The 15286-nt window shown below is 73.4% G+C and carries 13 protein-coding genes; 8 read left to right on the forward strand and 5 right to left on the reverse strand.

Annotation, left to right across the window (positions count from 1 at the left end; all coding sequences use genetic code 11):
- The first annotated feature begins 32 nt into the window (after nt 1-32).
- Together HNR40_RS24095 and HNR40_RS24100 are read left to right on the forward strand one after the other, a co-directional pair.
- Entirely contained in the window at nt 33-1355 is a 1323-nt protein-coding gene (locus tag HNR40_RS24095; RefSeq protein ID WP_184964965.1) for a GlnX family signal transduction membrane protein, read from the forward strand.
- Nucleotides 1352-2152 (forward strand): substrate-binding periplasmic protein, encoded by an 801-nt coding sequence (locus HNR40_RS24100; protein WP_184964967.1) that lies wholly within the window; start codon nt 1352-1354, stop codon nt 2150-2152. The genes HNR40_RS24095 and HNR40_RS24100 overlap by 4 nt, the downstream gene beginning before the upstream one ends.
- Here HNR40_RS24100 and HNR40_RS24105 read toward each other — a convergent pair.
- Nucleotides 2149-3159, reverse strand: coding sequence for an ABC transporter substrate-binding protein (locus tag HNR40_RS24105; protein WP_184964969.1), 1011 nt, complete (start codon nt 3157-3159; stop codon nt 2149-2151). The two genes, HNR40_RS24100 and HNR40_RS24105, sit on opposite strands and share 4 nt — an antisense overlap.
- 186 nt (nt 3160-3345) lie before the next feature.
- Here HNR40_RS24105 and HNR40_RS24110 point away from each other — a divergent pair, with 186 nt between their 5' ends.
- Complete coding sequence (locus HNR40_RS24110; RefSeq protein ID WP_184964971.1) at nt 3346-5814, forward strand: ABC transporter permease; 2469 nt, start codon at nt 3346-3348, stop codon at nt 5812-5814.
- A gap of 6 nt (nt 5815-5820) precedes the next feature.
- Nucleotides 5821-6579 (forward strand): ABC transporter ATP-binding protein, encoded by a 759-nt coding sequence (locus tag HNR40_RS24115; RefSeq protein ID WP_184964972.1) that lies wholly within the window; start codon nt 5821-5823, stop codon nt 6577-6579.
- Here the strand turns inward: HNR40_RS24115 and HNR40_RS24120 are convergent.
- Genes HNR40_RS24120 through HNR40_RS24130 form a run of 3 tightly spaced genes read right to left on the reverse strand, consistent with a single transcriptional unit; the run spans nt 6540 to nt 9147 of the window.
- Entirely contained in the window at nt 6540-7202 is a 663-nt protein-coding gene (locus tag HNR40_RS24120; RefSeq protein ID WP_184964974.1) for a response regulator, read from the reverse strand. The two genes, HNR40_RS24115 and HNR40_RS24120, sit on opposite strands and share 40 nt — an antisense overlap.
- Nucleotides 7199-8269 (reverse strand): sensor histidine kinase, encoded by a 1071-nt coding sequence (locus HNR40_RS24125; protein ID WP_184964976.1) that lies wholly within the window; start codon nt 8267-8269, stop codon nt 7199-7201. The genes HNR40_RS24120 and HNR40_RS24125 overlap by 4 nt, the downstream gene beginning before the upstream one ends.
- A gap of 29 nt (nt 8270-8298) precedes the next feature.
- Nucleotides 8299-9147 (reverse strand): AraC family transcriptional regulator, encoded by an 849-nt coding sequence (locus HNR40_RS24130; RefSeq protein ID WP_184964978.1) that lies wholly within the window; start codon nt 9145-9147, stop codon nt 8299-8301.
- Nucleotides 9148-9231: 84 nt separating this feature from the next.
- Between HNR40_RS24130 and HNR40_RS24135 the strand changes: the two genes are divergently transcribed.
- From HNR40_RS24135 to HNR40_RS24150, 4 genes are all read left to right on the forward strand, one after another.
- Nucleotides 9232-10032, forward strand: a complete 801-nt coding sequence (locus HNR40_RS24135; RefSeq protein ID WP_184964980.1) for an NmrA family NAD(P)-binding protein — start codon at nt 9232-9234, stop codon at nt 10030-10032.
- 94 nt (nt 10033-10126) lie between these two features.
- On the forward strand, nt 10127-11005 hold the full coding sequence (locus HNR40_RS24140) for a GNAT family N-acetyltransferase (protein WP_312896492.1): 879 nt from the start codon (nt 10127-10129) through the stop codon (nt 11003-11005).
- Nucleotides 11002-12108, forward strand: a complete 1107-nt coding sequence (gene menC, locus HNR40_RS24145; protein WP_184964984.1) for an o-succinylbenzoate synthase — start codon at nt 11002-11004, stop codon at nt 12106-12108. The genes HNR40_RS24140 and menC overlap by 4 nt, the downstream gene beginning before the upstream one ends.
- Nucleotides 12109-12195: 87 nt before the next feature.
- On the forward strand, nt 12196-13821 hold the full coding sequence (locus tag HNR40_RS24150; protein ID WP_184964986.1) for a helix-turn-helix domain-containing protein: 1626 nt from the start codon (nt 12196-12198) through the stop codon (nt 13819-13821).
- A 137-nt stretch (nt 13822-13958) separates the two neighbouring features.
- Here HNR40_RS24150 and HNR40_RS24155 read toward each other — a convergent pair whose 3' ends face one another.
- A complete protein-coding gene (locus HNR40_RS24155) occupies nt 13959-15110 on the reverse strand; it encodes an ROK family transcriptional regulator (protein WP_221340747.1) in 1152 nt (383 codons plus the stop codon).
- Between the last annotated feature and the right edge of the window lie 176 nt (nt 15111-15286).

Below are 15286 nucleotides of genomic sequence, written 5' to 3' on the forward strand. Positions count from 1 at the left end.
GAGGCGCGGGTGCGCACACGCCGGAACGGCCCATGACGGTGACGGTGACGGCCCGGCGGGAGAGATCGGTCTCCGGGCGGGTGCGGCTGCTGTCCGGGCTGGCTCTGCTGGCGCTGGCGCTGCTGCTGGGCGCGTTCGTGGGCGGGGCGGCGAGCACCGGCACGGGCCTGCGCACCATCGGGCACGACGCCGGCCCGCAGGTGCTCGCCACCACGGGCCTATATCGGCAGATGTCGGAGATGGACGCGCTGGTGGCCGAGACCCTGCTGCTCGGCAGAGAGTACGGCCCGCAGCAGCAGGCCGACCTGACCGGCTACGACCAGCGGCGGCTGGAGATCTCCGAGAGCCTGCTCAAGGCCTACCGGCTCGCCCTGGACAACCCCGCCGAGCAGCGCACGGTCGAGTCGCTGATCGAGGGCCTGGGCCGCTACGAACGGCTGGCCGCCCACGCCCGCCTGCTCGACACCCAGTCCGGGCACACGGCGGGCGCGCCGCCCGACAACGTGGTCGCCGCCTACCAGCGGGCCACCGACCTCATGCATCGCGAACTGCTCCCCCAGGCCTACAACCTGACGCTGGAGACCGGGACGATCGTCCGGCGCGCGCACGACGCCGAGCGCTCGGCCACCTCGCTGGCCCGCACCGCGGTCGTCGTCACCGGGCTGCTCGCGCTGGGCTGCCTGCTGGCGTTGCAGGTGTACCTGACCCGCAGGTTCCGCCGGATCTTCGCCCCTGCCCTGGTGGTGGCGACCGTGCTCGCCGCGACCGGCCTGGTGACGGGGCTGGCCCTGCTCAACCAGCAGGGCCGGGCACTGGAGGAGGCCAAGTCCCGCGGGTTCGACTCGGTGCTGACCCTGACCAGGACGCGGGCGATCAGCAAGAGCATGCACGGCGACCAGAGCCGCTACCTGCTCGACCGCTTCCGCAAGGACACCTACGAGCACACCTTCCTGGACAAGGCCCGCACGATCGTCGCGGTCGAGTCCACCAGCCTGCCCGACTACCAGGGCAAGCTGCACCGGAACTTCCAGGGGCTGCTCGGCGGCCTGGCGGGCCGCGACCGCGACCGGCTCTTCGCCGTCTACCAGCGCTTCCAGCAGGCCGACGCGCGGATGCGCACCCTGTCGGGCGAGGCGGCGATCAAGTTCTGGGACGACGAGCTCACCCAGGCCTACGAGGGCTACGACCAGGTGCTGGAGGAACTGGTCCGGCGGCACGAGTCGGACTTCGAGCGGGCCATCGACAGCGGCGACGGCGCGCTGGAGACGCTGTGGCGGTGGATCCCGGCCGGGCTGGCCGCCGGCGCGCTGCTGATCCTGGCCGGCATCCGCCCCCGGCTGAGGGAGTACCGGTGAGACGACTGCTGATCTGCCTGCTCCTGGTGCTCACCGCCTGCGGCACCGCGCGGCCGGAGTCCTTCGTGGACAAGGACGAGCTGATCGTCGCGATCCGCACCGACGTGCCGCTGATCAGCTTCAAGGGGCCGAACGGCGCCTACCAGGGCTTCAACATCGACGTGGCCCAGGACCTCGTCACCCGGCTGGGCAAGCGCATCCGCTGGCTGGAGATCAAGGCCGGCGACCAGCTCACCGTGCTCACCGAGAGGCGGGCCGACCTGGTCTTCGCCCACATGTCGGTCACGCCGGAGCGCAAGAAGGTGATCGACTTCGCCGGGCCGTACCACGTCGACTTCCAGGACATCGCGGTACGGCCGGCCGACAAGGCCGCCATCCGCGACGTCCGCGACCTGGAAGGGCGCAAGATCTGCTGGGTGCGCGGCACCAACATCGCCCAGCGGATCGTGGACGAGCGCCGGGTCAAGGCGATCCCGGTCGAGGCGCCCGACTACGACGTCTGCCTCGACATGATCAAGGACGGCATGATCGACGCCATCTCCACCAACAGCCAGATCCTCGCCGGGCTGCTCACCAAGCCCGGCGTCGACCTGCACCTGGTCGGCGCGACGTTCAACGAGCAGCGCACCTCGATCGGCGTGCGCAAGGGCGACGTCGACGGCTGCGAGGAGCTCAACCGGGCCATCACCCGCATGTACCAGGACGGCACGGCGCACATGCTGCTCGACAAGTGGTTCGGCAAGTCCGGCATCGACCTGTCGGTGGTCTCGGTGCCGCAGTTCGAGGGCTGCTCCTAGGCGGGCGGACCGGCGACCTCGGCGCCGAACCTGGCGACGAGCTCCTGCTTGGCCCGCCCGGCGGCCTCCACGTCGTAGGGGACCAGCTTGACCGTCGCCGGGTCGGCCGCCTTGGAGTGCGGCGGCACCCGCGTGTTGGTGGGCAGGGCGTAGAACTTCACCAGCGGCCCGAGCCGCTGGGAGGCCCCGCTCAGCGCCCAGTCGACGTACGTGCGCGCGCTGTCCGGGTTGTGCGCCCCGGCCAGTACGGCCAGCCCGCCGAGCTCGTAGCCGGTGCCCTCCTGAGGGAAGGTCACCTCCAGGTCCGGATAGCCCTGCTCCTGGGCGGCGACGCAGTCGTGGGAGAACACGACGCCGACCGCCGCCTCCCCCTTGGCCGCCTGCACGGCGGCGTCGCTGCCCGAGGTGTTGTACCTCAGCACGTTCTGGTGGAGGCCGCGCATGTAGCCGAGCGCCGCGCCGGTGTCGCGTTCGTTCAGCTCCGCCTGGGTCCACAGCGCGGTGTAGGCGGTGCCCGAGGTGGCCGGATGGGCGATGGCGACGCCGCGGCGCAGCCGCCGATCCAGCAACTCGCTCCAGGAGCGGACCGGCTTCATGCCGCGCTTGGCCAGCTCCTTGGTGTTGTTGCAGAAGGCCAGCACACCGGCGTAGATCCCGCTCCACGCGCCGTCGCGGTCGGCCCAGCCCGGCCGGATCTCCCTTGCCACCTCCGACCGGTACGGCTCCAGCAGCCCCTGCCCCTTGGCCGCCACGTAGGCGTCGGCCGGGCCGCCGTGCCAGACGTCGAACTCCTGGCGCTCCCCGGCCGCCTTGATCCGGGCGAGGGCCTCCCCGCTGGACAGCCGCACGTAGTCGGCCTCCACGCCGGTGGCGTCGGCGAACCGTTTGACCATCATCGCGCACCACCGCTCGTTCGCCCCGCACGCGACCGTGATCCTGTCTCGTCTCGGCGACGCGCAGCCCGCGGCGATGAGGACCACTACCAGCACGGCGGCCAACGGCCTCATTGCCTCTCCCAGGGGGTCGCCCAGATGTGATCTCATTCGACACTCCGCCGCGTGCCTCACGCAACGGGGTACCCGGGTACCGCCCGCCGGAGTACCCCGGTACCTGCCGAAGATCCGCCTGGATGCGGAGGCTGCGCGCCACCGCCGCCGGGAGCCTGGAAAGGACGACTTTCCAGGGAGGTTCTCTTGTTGTGGCTGGCTTGGCGGACGGTAATCCGGCATCCGGGCAGCGTGCTGGGCGCGCTGATCACGCTCGTCCTGGCCGCGACCGTGGTCGGCGCGATGTGGTTCGTGGTCGACTCCGACGAGCGGCAGCGGCCCGTGGTCGAGCGCTACGCCGGGGTCCCGCTCGTGGTGGGCACGGGCGGCATCGCGGGGGCGTTGCCGCCCGGCCTGGTGCGCGCGCTCGACGCGCTGCCCGAGGTGGCGCGCACCGTGCCGGACCTCACGTTCGTCGCGCCGCTGTCGGTGCGCGGGGCGACGGTGAGCGTCCCGGGCGACCAGTATCCGAGCCCGGCCGGGCACGGGTGGGGCGGCGCGGCGCTGACGCCGTTCCGGATCGAGCGGGGCCGGCCGCCGGGCGCGCCGGGCGAGGTGGTGATGGACGCGCGGCTGGCCGGGGCGGCGGGGGTCGCCGTCGGCGAGCGGGTCGAGGTGGCGGTGTCCGGGGTCTTCCGGCCGTACGAGGTGGTCGGGGTGGCGGTGGCCGCGGGGGCCTGGCGCCACCAGTCGGCGTTGTTCTTCACCGACGATCACGCGGCCGAGCTGGCCGGGCGGCGTGGCGGCGTCGACGCCATCGGTGTCTACCCGGCCGGAGGCGTCGACCAGGAGAGTCTGGGGCGGGCGGTCGGCCGGGTGCTGGAGCCGTACAACCGGCGGAGCGCGCTTCCGGTGCGGGTCTCCACCGGCGACGCGCGCGGCCGGGCCGAGGGCAACGTGATCACGAGTTCCGGCGGCGGGTTCAACACCCTGTGGTTCCTGGTGTACACGACCGGGCTGGTCGCGGTCGGCATGGTGTCGGCGGTCATGGGGCTGTCGCTGCGGCGCCGGGGCAGGGAGCTGGCGGCGCTGCGGGCCGTCGGCGCGCGTCCCGGCCAGCTGCGCGTGATGCTGGTCGCGGAGGCGGTCCTGCTCGCCCTGGTCGCGGGGGCGGTGGCGGTGCCGCTGGGCGGCCTGCTCGCGCCGGTGGTGGCCGGTCGCCTGCGCGAGTTCCGCGTGCTGAACGCCGCGTTCGAGGTGCACTACACGCCGCTGCCCGCGCTCTGGACGGTCCTGTTCGGCGTGGCCGTCGCGCTGACGGCGAGCATGCTGGCGGTACGGCGGGCCATGCGCATCCGCCCCGGCGACGCGCTGGCGGAGGCCCCGGCTGAAGGCGGCCGGCTGGGGCGGGGCCGACTGATCACGGGGCTGGCGACGTTCGTGCTGGCCGTGGCGCTCACCGTCGTCCTGATCGGGAACCTGGTCGCGCTGCCGGAGCCGCTGGGACCGATGATCGCGCAGCTGGCGATCATGATGGCGCTGGTCACCTCCGTGGGACTGGTGGCGCCGTGGTTCGTCCTGCTCGCGGGCGGTCTGCTGCGTCCGGCGGCGGCGCGGGCCGGCCCCACGGGTGCCTTCCTGGCCACGGCGAACGTGGTCTTCAACCACCGCAGGTTCGCCGGCGCGGTCGGCTCGCTCACGCTGGGTCTCACGCTCGCCGGGGCGATCATCGGCACGCAGTTCTTCCACGACTGGCGCGCGGCCCACCGTGCCACGGCCGAGGTCACGGCCGACCACGTGCTCAGGCCTTCGGCCATCAACAACGCCCTGGGCGAGGAGCTGCGGCGCGAGCTCGGCGACGGGGCCGTGGGCGTCCGGATGCTGCCCATCACCGTCCTTCCCGAGGGGCGGGCGCCGGTCATGATGACCGCCTCGCTGGCCACCGGTGATCTCACCCGGGTGCTGAGCCTCGCCGTGCGGGGCGGCCCGCTCGGCGGCCTGGAGGCCGGGCAGGTCGCGATGAGCGAGGAACTGGCCGCGCGGCACGGCGCCGGCGTCGGGTCGCGGGTCCGGATCCGGCTGCCGGGGGCTCCGGCCGAGGCGAGCGTCACCGTGGCGGCCGTCTTCGCCGGCACCACCGAGCTCGGGCAGGTGCTGCTGCCCTCGGCGGGCCCGCTGCAGGCGGAGCCGTACGCGGCGATCTATGTGCGGGGGCCGCTCGGACGGGAGGTCTCCTCCGCGGCGGTCGTCTCCCACGACCGGCGGGAGTACGTGGAGAGCAAGGCGCGGGAGAGTGCCGAGCGCAACCGCGTGCTGCCCTACATCTCGATGCTCATCGGGGTGTTCTGCCTGGTGGCGGCGGTCAACAGCCTGTGCCTGGCGGTCGTGGACCGCAGGCGGGAGTTCGGGGCCATGCGGCGGCTGGGGATGCGCCGCGGGCAGGTGATGTGGATGGCCGGGTGGGAGAGCGTGCTGACCGTGCTGCCCGTGGTGGTGCTGTCGCTGGCCGCGGTCGCCGCCCTGGCGTTCGTGCACGCGGTGAGCGCGGGCGGGATGGCCTCGCTGGTGTCCTTCATCCCCTTCGCGTGGCTGGCCCCGCTGGCGGGCGGCGCGCTGCTGGGGGCGGCGGCGGGATCGGTCCTGGTCGTCCGTGCGGTCATGAGGAACGAGAGGTAGACGGAGATGAGCATCACCAACGAGCCCGCGGTCCGTCTCGACGGACTCGGGAAGATCTACGGCTCGGGGGCCTCGGCCGTCACCGCGCTGCGGGACATCAGCTACGGCTTCGCCGCCGGGTCGTTCACCGCGGTCATGGGGCAGTCGGGATCGGGCAAGACGACGCTGCTGCAGTGCGCGGCGGGGCTCGTCCACCCGACGTCGGGCAGCGTGCGGGTGGGCGGCGCCGACCTCACCGGGCTGAAGGAGCGCGAACTGGCCTCCATGCGGCGGGAGCGGGTCGGCTTCGTCTTCCAGTCGTTCAACCTGCTCCCGGCGCTGACCGCGCTGGAGAACATCGAGCTGCCGCTGCGCCTGGCGGGGCGGCGGCCCGACCGGGACTGGGTGCGGGAGCTGGTGGGCAGGACCGGCATCGCCCAGCATGTGGGCCGGCGTCCGCACGAGCTGTCCGGCGGCCAGCAGCAGCGGGTGGCCATCTGCCGCGCGCTGGCCGCCGGGCCCGAGGTCGTCTTCGCCGACGAGCCGACGGGCAACCTCGACACCGCCTCGGGGCAGGAGATCCTGTCCATGCTCCGGCAGGTCGTCGACGCTCTGGGCCAGACGGTCATCCTGGTCACGCACGATCCGGCCGCCGCCGCGTACGCCGACCGGGTGCTGTTCCTCAGCGACGGACGGCTGGTGGACGTGCTGACGGAGCCGACGCCCGAGCGGGTCGCGGCGGGGGTTCAGCGGTCCTCGCCCGGCCGCACCAGACCGGCCTCGTAGGCGGCGATCACCGCCTGCGCGCGGTCGCGGACGCCGAGCTTGGCGAACAGCTCGCTCACCCGGTTCTTCACCGTGGACAGCGACAGGCCCGTCTCCTGCGCGATCTGCGCGTTGGACAGGCCGTGCGCGATGAGTTCGAGCACCCGGCGCTCGCGCTCGGTCAGCGTGGACAGCTCGGTCGGCACCTTGAGCGCGCGGCGGGCGGGGCGGACGAAGGTCCCGATCAGGCCGAGCAGCAGCCGGGGCGCGACGGCCGCCTCGCCCCTGTGCACGATCCTGATGCCCTCGATCAGCTCCTCCGGCGAGGCGTCCTTGGGCAGGAAGCCGGAGGCGCCCGCGCGCAGCGCCGCCACCACGTGCTCCTCCAGGTCGAAGGTGCTCAGCGCGAGCACCTTCGTCCCGGGGAGTTCGGCGACGATGCGCTCGGTGGCCGCGATGCCGTCCATGCCGGGCATGTGCAGGTCCATCAGGACCACGTCCGGGCGTAGTTCGTGGCTGAGCCTTATGGCCTCCAGGCCGTCGCCCGCCTCGCCCGCTGCCACCAGGCCGGAGCCGGTCTCCAGCAGCAGCCGCAGTCCCGCGCGGACCAGGACCTGGTCGTCGACGACCAGCACTTTGATCATGTCGGCTCCGGCAGCGGGATGCGGGCGTGCACGCGGAAGCCTCCGGCCGGTGCGGAGCCCGCCTTGAGCTCGCCCCCGACCAGCGAGACGCGCTCGGCCATGCCCGCCAGGCCCAGCCCCAGGCCGGGGCCGCCGGACGCGCCCCGGCCGTTGTCGCTCACCTCGACCTCGATCTCGCCGGGCAGGTACGCCAGCCGTACGCGGGAGGCGGCACCGGCGGCGTGCTTGCGGGTGTTGGTCAGCGCTTCCTGGACGATGCGGTAGACGGCGTGGTCCACGGGCGCGGGCAGCGTGACCACCTCGCCGGTGATCTCCAGGGCGGCGTTGCCGGACTCCTCGACCAGCGCGGGCAGACCGGCCGCGCCGACGCCCGCGAGGCCATCGGCCTTCTCGCCGTCCGTGCGCAGCACCTCCAGCAGGTGGCGCATCTCCGTCATCGCCTGCCTGGCGGTGTCCTCACCGGTGAGCAGGGCCTGCCGGGCGCGTTCGCCGTCGGTCGGGATCAGCCGCCTGGCCGCGCCCATGTACAGGCTCACCACGCTGACGTGGTGGGCGATGACGTCGTGCAGTTCGCGGGCGATGCGGCGGCGTTCCTCGCGTACGGCGCGCTCGGCGGCCTGCTCCCTGCCCCGGCGGGCCAGCTCCGCGCGCAGGCCGACGGTGTATCCGGCGGTGACCGGGAGCGTCGGGAACAACGTCATCGTCACGCCGGTCAGCGGGTGCGTCACCAGCGCGTCCGTGGTGAGCGTCGCGGAGACGGCCGCCGCGCCCAGCGCCACGGTTGCCGCGGCGAGGGCCGGAGCGTGGCGGCCCGCCAGGTAGAGAGCGATGATCATGGCGCTGCCCGGGGTGTCGTAGCCGGGCGGCATAGTACCCAGCAGGTAGAGCACCCCTACAAGCGCGACCACGGGGACCGGGTGCCGCCGGCCCAGCGCGACCAGCCCGGCGCAGGCCAGCGTGATCAGCAGGCTCTTGACGGAGGCCACCCCGGGCAGCTCCGCCGCCAGGACCACCGCCACGAGGGCGAGGTCACCGAGCCACGGCCGGCCCCGCACCCAGTCGATCACCGCCCCAATCTACGCGAATCACGCGTCCGTTAGCCGGTGGCGGCGGTGCGGTAGGCCGTGGGGCTCTTGCCGAGGACCCGCTTGAAGGCCGTGCTGAAGCCGAACGCGTCCGCGTAGCCGACCTTGCGGGCCACCGAGGCGACGGTCGCGGCGGGCTCGGTGAGCATGTCCGCGGCCAGCGCCATCCGCCAGCCCGTCAGGTATGCCAGCGGCGGCTCCCCCACCAGCTCCGTGAACCGCTTGGCCAGCGTGGTGCGGGAGACCGACGCCGCCTCCGCCAGGGCCGCGAGGGTCCAGGGCTCGGCGGGCGCCCCGTGGATGGCGCGCAGCGCCGGTCCGACCACGTCGTCGCCCAGCGCCGCGTACCAGCCGGGCACGACCGCCTCCGGCCGGGCGAACCACTCGCGCAGCGTGCACACCAGGAGCCAGTCGAGCAGCCGGTCCAGCACGAGCTGGTGACCGGGACGCCCGCTCAGGAGCTGAAACTCCAGATACTCGCCCATGCTGGAGCAGCCGTGCTCGTCGGAGACCACCAGCACCGGCGGCAGCACCCGGACCAGGCGGCGCGCGACCTCGCCGCCGATCTCGTAGGAGCCGGTCAGGAGCACGGTCCGGTCGCCGGGGCCCACGCCATCGGCCGGCACCGGGCGGTCGGAGAACACGAACGGCTCGGGGCCGGTCACGACGGCCGCTTCGCCGGCGCGTACACGATGGGACTGCTCACCCCTGACCAGCCGGCCCTCGCCGCGCAGCGGGCAGCAGAGCGTCAGCGGCGCGCCCGTGTCGACCCGCACGGTGTAAGGCGGCGTCAGCACCGACGCGTCGAAGACGGCTCCCTGGCCGCGCACGCCTCTGAGCAGATCATCCAGCGGGTCCACCGTGCCACGATATCCGGACGATCGGACAACTCCCCCGTACGGTCGCCCATGTCCTGACCACGCCGTCACCGGTTGGCTGGACCCATGAGTGAGATTCTGATTCTGGGCGCGACCGGCAAGACGGGCCGCCGGTTGGTGCGACGGTTGCAGGCTGCTGGCGAGAAGGTACGGCCGGCGTCCCGGTCCAGCCAGGTCCGGTTCGACTGGAACGACCCCGGCACCTGGGACGAGACGTCGCGCGGGGCCCACGCCGTCTACCTGGTGGCCCCCGACAGTCCGGGCCCGGTGCACGAGTTCGTGGCGCGGGCGGCGGACGTCAGGAAGTACGTGGTGCTGTCGGGCCGTGGCGCCGACAAGCTGGACGCGGACTTCTCCCGGAGCATGCTGGACGCCGAGGAGGCGGCACGGAACTCGGGCGCGGAGTGGACGGTGCTCAGGCCCAACAACTTCAACCAGAACTTCGACGAGTTCGTGTGGCGCGACGGCGTGATGGCCGGGCTGCTCCAGCTGCCCCTCGGGAAGACGCCTGAGCCGTTCGTCGACGTCGAGGACATCGCCGAGGTGGCCGCCGAGGTGCTGACCGGCGACGGGCACGCCGGGCGCACGTATGAGCTGTCGGGGCCGCGCGGGGTGACGTTCGAGGAGGCGGTCGCGATCATCGGGCGGGCCTCGGGACGCGCCATCCGGTACGAGGAGGTGACGCCCGAGGCGTACCGGAAGCAGTTGGCGGCGGAGGGCTGGGGCCCGGAGGACGCCGACGGGGTCCTGGCCATGTTCGCCTACATGAGCGGCGGCCACGTGGCCGAGCCCGCCGACGGGGTCCGGCAGGTGCTCGGCCGCGAGGCCACCTCGTTCGAGGAGTACGCGAGGCGCGTCTGGTCCTAGCCTCCTGACGGTTGTCCGGCCGGACGAACCGGGCCCCGTCCTGATGTCCTCGCCGACCATCCGCGGGGTCCGATCGGTTGAAACCATGGCCGTCGTGACCGATCTCATCAGCGGCCGTCGGGAGTCCCCGGCCGCCTCCGCCGCCCGTGCCGCGGCGGAGGCGGCCGCGCGCGCCGCGGGCGTCGACATCCGCCCCCTGGACAGCGTCGGCGAGCTTGAGGCCGTCCGCCGCCTGTACGAGCGCATCTGGCGTACCGGCGAGAACAACCCTCCGGTGACGGCCGACCTGCTGCGCGCGATGTGGAAGGCGGGCAGCTACGTGAGCGGCGCCTTCGACCGGGGCGAGATGGTCGGCGCCTGCTTCGGCTTCTTCTCCGCGCCGGCCCGCGCGACCCTGCACAGTCACATCGCCGGCGTCCTGGCCCGCACGCAGGGACGCAACGTCGGCTTCGCGCTGAAGCTGCACCAGCGCGCCTGGGCGATGCCGCGCGGGGTCGGCGAGGTCGCCTGGACCTACGACCCGCTGATCCGGCGCAACGCCTACTTCAACATCACCAAGCTGGCCGCCGACCCGGCCGAGTACCTGCCGAACTTCTACGGCCCGCTGGACGACGACATCAACCGCAGCGACGACACCGACCGCGTCCTGGTCCGGTGGCGGCTGGAGTCGCCCGAGGTCGAGGCGGCCTGCGCCGGCAGGCCCCGGCCGGCCGAGGTGACGGCGGCGCGCATGGGCGTCGCGCTGGGCGTCTCACCCTCCGGCGGGCCGCAGACCGGCCGCGCCGACGCCCCCACCGTGCTCGTCGGCGTCCCCGCCGACATCGAGACCATGCGCGAGAACGATCCGGCCCGGGCCGCCGAGTGGCGCGAGGCGCTGCGCGAGGTTCTGGGCGGGCTGCTCGCCGAGGGCGCGCGGGTACGCGGGTTCGACCGCGCCGGCTGGTACATCGTCGACAGGCAGGAGAGGCCATGAAGCTCACCGGAGTCGAGATCCGCACCGTCCGGGTGCCGCTCGTGTCACCGTTCAGGACGTCGTTCGGCACGGAGACCGTACGCGAGGCGCTGGTGCTGCGCGCGGTCACCGACGAGGCGGAGGGGTGGGGCGAGTGCGGCGCGGGGACGGCTCCGCTGTATTCGTCCGAGTACACGCACGCCGCCGCCGACGTGCTGACCCGCCACCTGGTCCCGGCGCTGGCCGGGGTGGCGGAGCTGGACGCGCACCAGGTCGCGCCGGCGCTGGCCGCGTTCAAGGGCCACCGGATGGCCAAGGCCGCGCTGGAGACGGCGATCCTGGACGCGGAGCTGCGCGCCCGCGGCGTCTCGTTCGGCCAGGCGCTCGGCGCCGTGCGCGCCGCGGTGCCGTGCGGGGTGTCGGTGGGGATCACCGAGTCGATCCCCGAGCTGCTGGACACGGTCGCCGCCTATCTGGAGGCTGGCTACCTGCGGATCAAGCTCAAGATCGAGCCCGGCTGGGACGTCGAGCCGGTCCGTGCCGTGCGCGAGCGGTTCGGCGACATCCTGCTGCAGGTCGACGCCAACACCGCCTACCGGCGCGGCGACGCCGGGCACCTGGCCCGGCTCGACCCGTTCGGCCTGCTGCTGTTGGAGCAGCCGCTGGCCGAGGACGACCTCATCGGGCACGCGGAGCTGGCCAGGCGGATCACCACGCCGATCTGCCTCGACGAGTCGATCGTCTCGGCGCGGGCCGCCGCCGACGCGATCGCGATCGGGGCGTGCCAGATCGTGAACATCAAGCCGGGCCGCGTGGGCGGCTACCTGGAGGCCAGGCGGATCCACGATGTGTGCGCGGCCAACGACGTGCCCGTGTGGTGCGGGGGCATGCTGGAGACCGGGCTGGGCCGGGCCGCGAACGTCGCGCTGGCGGCGCTGCCCGGGTTCCTGCTGCCCGGCGACACCTCGGCCTCGGACCGCTACTACCGCACCGACATCACGCCGCCGTTCCGCCTGGTGGACGGGCACCTCGCGGTGCCGACCGGGCCGGGGCTCGGCGTCAGCCCGATCCCCGGCGTGCTGGACGAGGTCACGGTCGCGAAGAACTGGGTGCCCGCCTCGTGAGGCTTGTCCGGCCGGACGAACGGGATGGCATCATTTCGTCATGGCGACCCAACGACCCCGCGCCGGCGCTGAGCTAGCTTCGGGCGTGTGCTCGACCCCGTGACCAGCCTCGCCCAGGTTCTGGAGGAGCTCGGCTCCACGCTGCTCGACGTCGTCTGCGGAGACGCCGAGTCGGTCCGTGACGTCGGCGGCGTGGTCATCCACGACCCGCTCGACGAGCCGGAGCTGCCGGGCAACGCGCTCGTGCTGGGTGTCGGCCTGCACGAGAGCGCCGAGATCGCGCGGGTCGTGACCCAGCTGGGCGAGCGGGGGGCCGCCGCGCTCGTGGTGCGCGCACCCGTCGTACCGGATGAGGAGCTGCTCGCGGCGGCGCGTGAGTCGGGGGTCGCGGTGCTGGCGTTCGCGCGCGGCGCGTCGTGGACGCACCTGACCGGGATGCTGCGGACGCTGACCTCGGAGGGCGGCCTCGACGACGACGCCTTCGCACTCGGCCGGATCCGGTCGGGTGACCTCTTCGCGGTCGCCAACGCCGTCGCCGCGCTGCTCGACGCGCCCGTCACCATCGAGGACCGCAACTCGCGCCTGCTGGCCTTCTCCAGCCGGCAGGAGGAGGCCGACCCGTCGCGGGTCCGGACGATCCTCGGCCGGCAGGTCCCCCGGCACTACACCCAGATCCTCGAGGAGCGCGGGGTGTTCCAGGCGCTCTACCGCAGCGGCAGGCCGGTCTTCGTGGCGGCGCTGCCCGAGAGCGGCGAACTGCCCCGCGCTGCCATCGCGGTGCGCGCCGGGGACGAGATCCTCGGCACGATCTGGGTCGTCGTGCCCGAAGCGCTGAACGAGGAGCGCAGCGAGGTGCTCTTCGAGGCGTCCAAGCTGGTCGCGATGCACATGGTGTGGCAGCGCGCGGACGAGGACAGGGAACGGCGACTGCGGGCGGAGCTGCTGAGCACCGCGCTGGAGAGCGCGCCGGGGTCGCTGGAGGCGGTGCGCCGCCTCGGGCTTAAGGACGAGCCCGCCGTCGTCCTCGCGCTCACGGTCATCGCCCCGGCGGCCGCGCATCCGCTGCCCGCGCAGCTCGCCACCGAGCGCAAGCGGCTGGCCGACGCGTTCTCCATGCACCTGTCGGCCGTGCACCCGCGCGCCGCCGCCGCGCTGATCGGCGACGTCGCGTACGGCATCCTGCCGCAGACCGGCCAGGACGCGGAGGAACGCGCCACCCTGATCGCCACGGAGTTCCTGGCCCGGGTCGGCTCCCGCCTGCGTCCGCTGGTCGGGGTGGGGCAGCTCGCGCTGGACGCGTCGGCGCTGGCCCGGTCGCGCACCGGGGCGGAACGCGCGCTGCGCGTCCTGCGCGCCGGGGCCCCTGCCGGGCGGCAGGTGGCCCGGCTGGACGACGTCCACGTGGAGGCGCTGCTGCTGGAGCTGGCCGATCTGGTGCCGCGCGGCGACCTGCCGAGCGGGACGATCGCGCGGGTGGCCGCCTACGACACGGAGCACCAGACCAGCCTGGTCGAGACGCTGCGCGCCTGGCTGGACGCCTTCGGCGACGTCGCGGTGGCCTCATCGGCCATGTACGTGCACCCCAACACGTTCCGCTACCGGCTGCGGCGCGCGGCCGAGGTGGGCCGCCTCGACCTCACCGACCCGGGCGCCCGCCTGTCGGCCATGCTGCAGCTCCGCCTGATGTCGATCAGGTCGGCCCCGGACGGCTGAGCGTCCCGACCAGGTGCGGCAGCCACGTGCCGATCTCGTCCGGGTTGGTCATCGGTGTACCGCCCGCGGTCATTTCGGCAGGAGCTTGGGATCGGGTGTTCCTCTACGCGGGTGTGGGGTCGGCCGAGCCTGGTCGGTCAGCGGCCGAAGAGGTCGTCGCGGACGGTGGCGAGGGCGAGGTCCATGGCGCCGGCGAGCACGGGGTTGCCGGCCAGCTCCGATCCGCGCACCGCCGGCCGGGTGGGGAGCAGGACGTGGAGCTCGCGTTCCACGAGGTCGCGCAGCCGTTCGCCACCGGCCTCCATGACGCCCCCGGCTAGCACGATCAGTCCGGGGTCGACCACCGAGGCGATGGCGGCGAGACCGACGGCCAGCCGCCCGGCCACGACCCTCAGGCCTGCCGACGCGTCCTGGGCCGCCCGGCCGGACTCCCCCGCCATGGCCACGGCGGCGCGTACGGACTGACGGAAGTCCGGGCGGTCGATCCCGTAAGTGCTGAGCAGGTCGCGGATCGCGCCGCCGCCCCCGACCGACTGGAAGCCGTGGCTGCCGTGCTCCCCACCGTCGCGGGCGGTCACCGTGCCCGAGATCGGCATGTGGCAGATCTCTCCGGCGGCGCCGAAGAAGCCCCGGTGCAGGCGTCCGCCGATCACCATCGCCGCGCCCAGGCCGTCGTCGGCCCACAGCAGGACGAAGTCGGGACAGCCAGCGGCCGCTCCCCTCGCCTGTTCGGCCAGCGCGACGAGGTTGACGTCGTTCTCCACGCTGACCTCGGCGCCGAGCGCCGCGCTGAGCGTGGGCACGAGGCCGGGCAGGCGCCAGCCGGGCATGTCCGCTTCCGCTACGTGGCCGAGGCGGCCGGTGGCCGGGTCGACGGCGGCGCGCACGCCGATGACGACCCTGCTCAGCGGCCCCGGCGGGGCGGCGCCGGCCAGCGCCGCGCGCAGCCGTTCGGCCGGCGAGCCGTTGACCGGCTCCGGGGTGGGCAGCACGAACTCGCCCACGGCGGTGCCGGTGATGTCGGCCACCCGTACCTCGATGGCGTCCGGGGTGACGCCCATGGCAGCCACGTGGGCGGCCGCCGGGTTGATCCGGTACGTCTCCGCGTTGCGCCCGGCCTGACCGGAGCGCATCCCGTCGCTGACCACCAGGCCCGCGGTCTGGAGGCGGGCCAGGAGCTGGAAGGCGGTCGGTTTGGACAGGCCGGTGAACTCGCCGAGTTCGGGACGCGTCAGCGGGCCGCGCTCCAGCAGGACCCGGAGCGCGATGCGCTCGTTGATGGCCCGCATCAAGCTTGGAGTCCCGGGTTGTGGGGGGTTCACGGCTTCAGAGCGTATCGGAGTGGCCGCTCAAATTTCTTTAGTTAATAAATTTTCCTAACTCCCAGCTCGGAGCCATCTTGACTGTCGACAAGCCGCCCCGAGGGAAACTCGCTGTTCAGATATGTGAATGCGGAGAGCTGCGT

This window comes from Nonomuraea endophytica, from assembly GCF_014203235.1.
In the GTDB taxonomy this organism is placed as follows: domain Bacteria; phylum Actinomycetota; class Actinomycetes; order Streptosporangiales; family Streptosporangiaceae; genus Nonomuraea; species Nonomuraea endophytica.

What these genes read in the sequence shown, in the direction of transcription:
- HNR40_RS24095 (WP_184964965.1), top strand. Translation starts at nt 33, where the DNA reads ATGACGGTGACGGTGACGGCCCGGCGGGAGAGATCGGTCTCCGGGCGG.
- HNR40_RS24105 (WP_184964969.1), bottom strand. Translation starts at nt 3,159, where the DNA reads ATGAGGCCGTTGGCCGCCGTGCTGGTAGTGGTCCTCATCGCCGCGGGC.
- HNR40_RS24115 (WP_184964972.1), top strand. Translation starts at nt 5,821, where the DNA reads ATGAGCATCACCAACGAGCCCGCGGTCCGTCTCGACGGACTCGGGAAG.
- HNR40_RS24120 (WP_184964974.1), bottom strand. Translation starts at nt 7,202, where the DNA reads ATGATCAAAGTGCTGGTCGTCGACGACCAGGTCCTGGTCCGCGCGGGA.
- HNR40_RS24135 (WP_184964980.1), top strand. Translation starts at nt 9,232, where the DNA reads ATGAGTGAGATTCTGATTCTGGGCGCGACCGGCAAGACGGGCCGCCGG.
- menC (WP_184964984.1), top strand. Translation starts at nt 11,002, where the DNA reads ATGAAGCTCACCGGAGTCGAGATCCGCACCGTCCGGGTGCCGCTCGTG.
- HNR40_RS24155 (WP_221340747.1), bottom strand. Translation starts at nt 15,110, where the DNA reads ATGCGGGCCATCAACGAGCGCATCGCGCTCCGGGTCCTGCTGGAGCGC.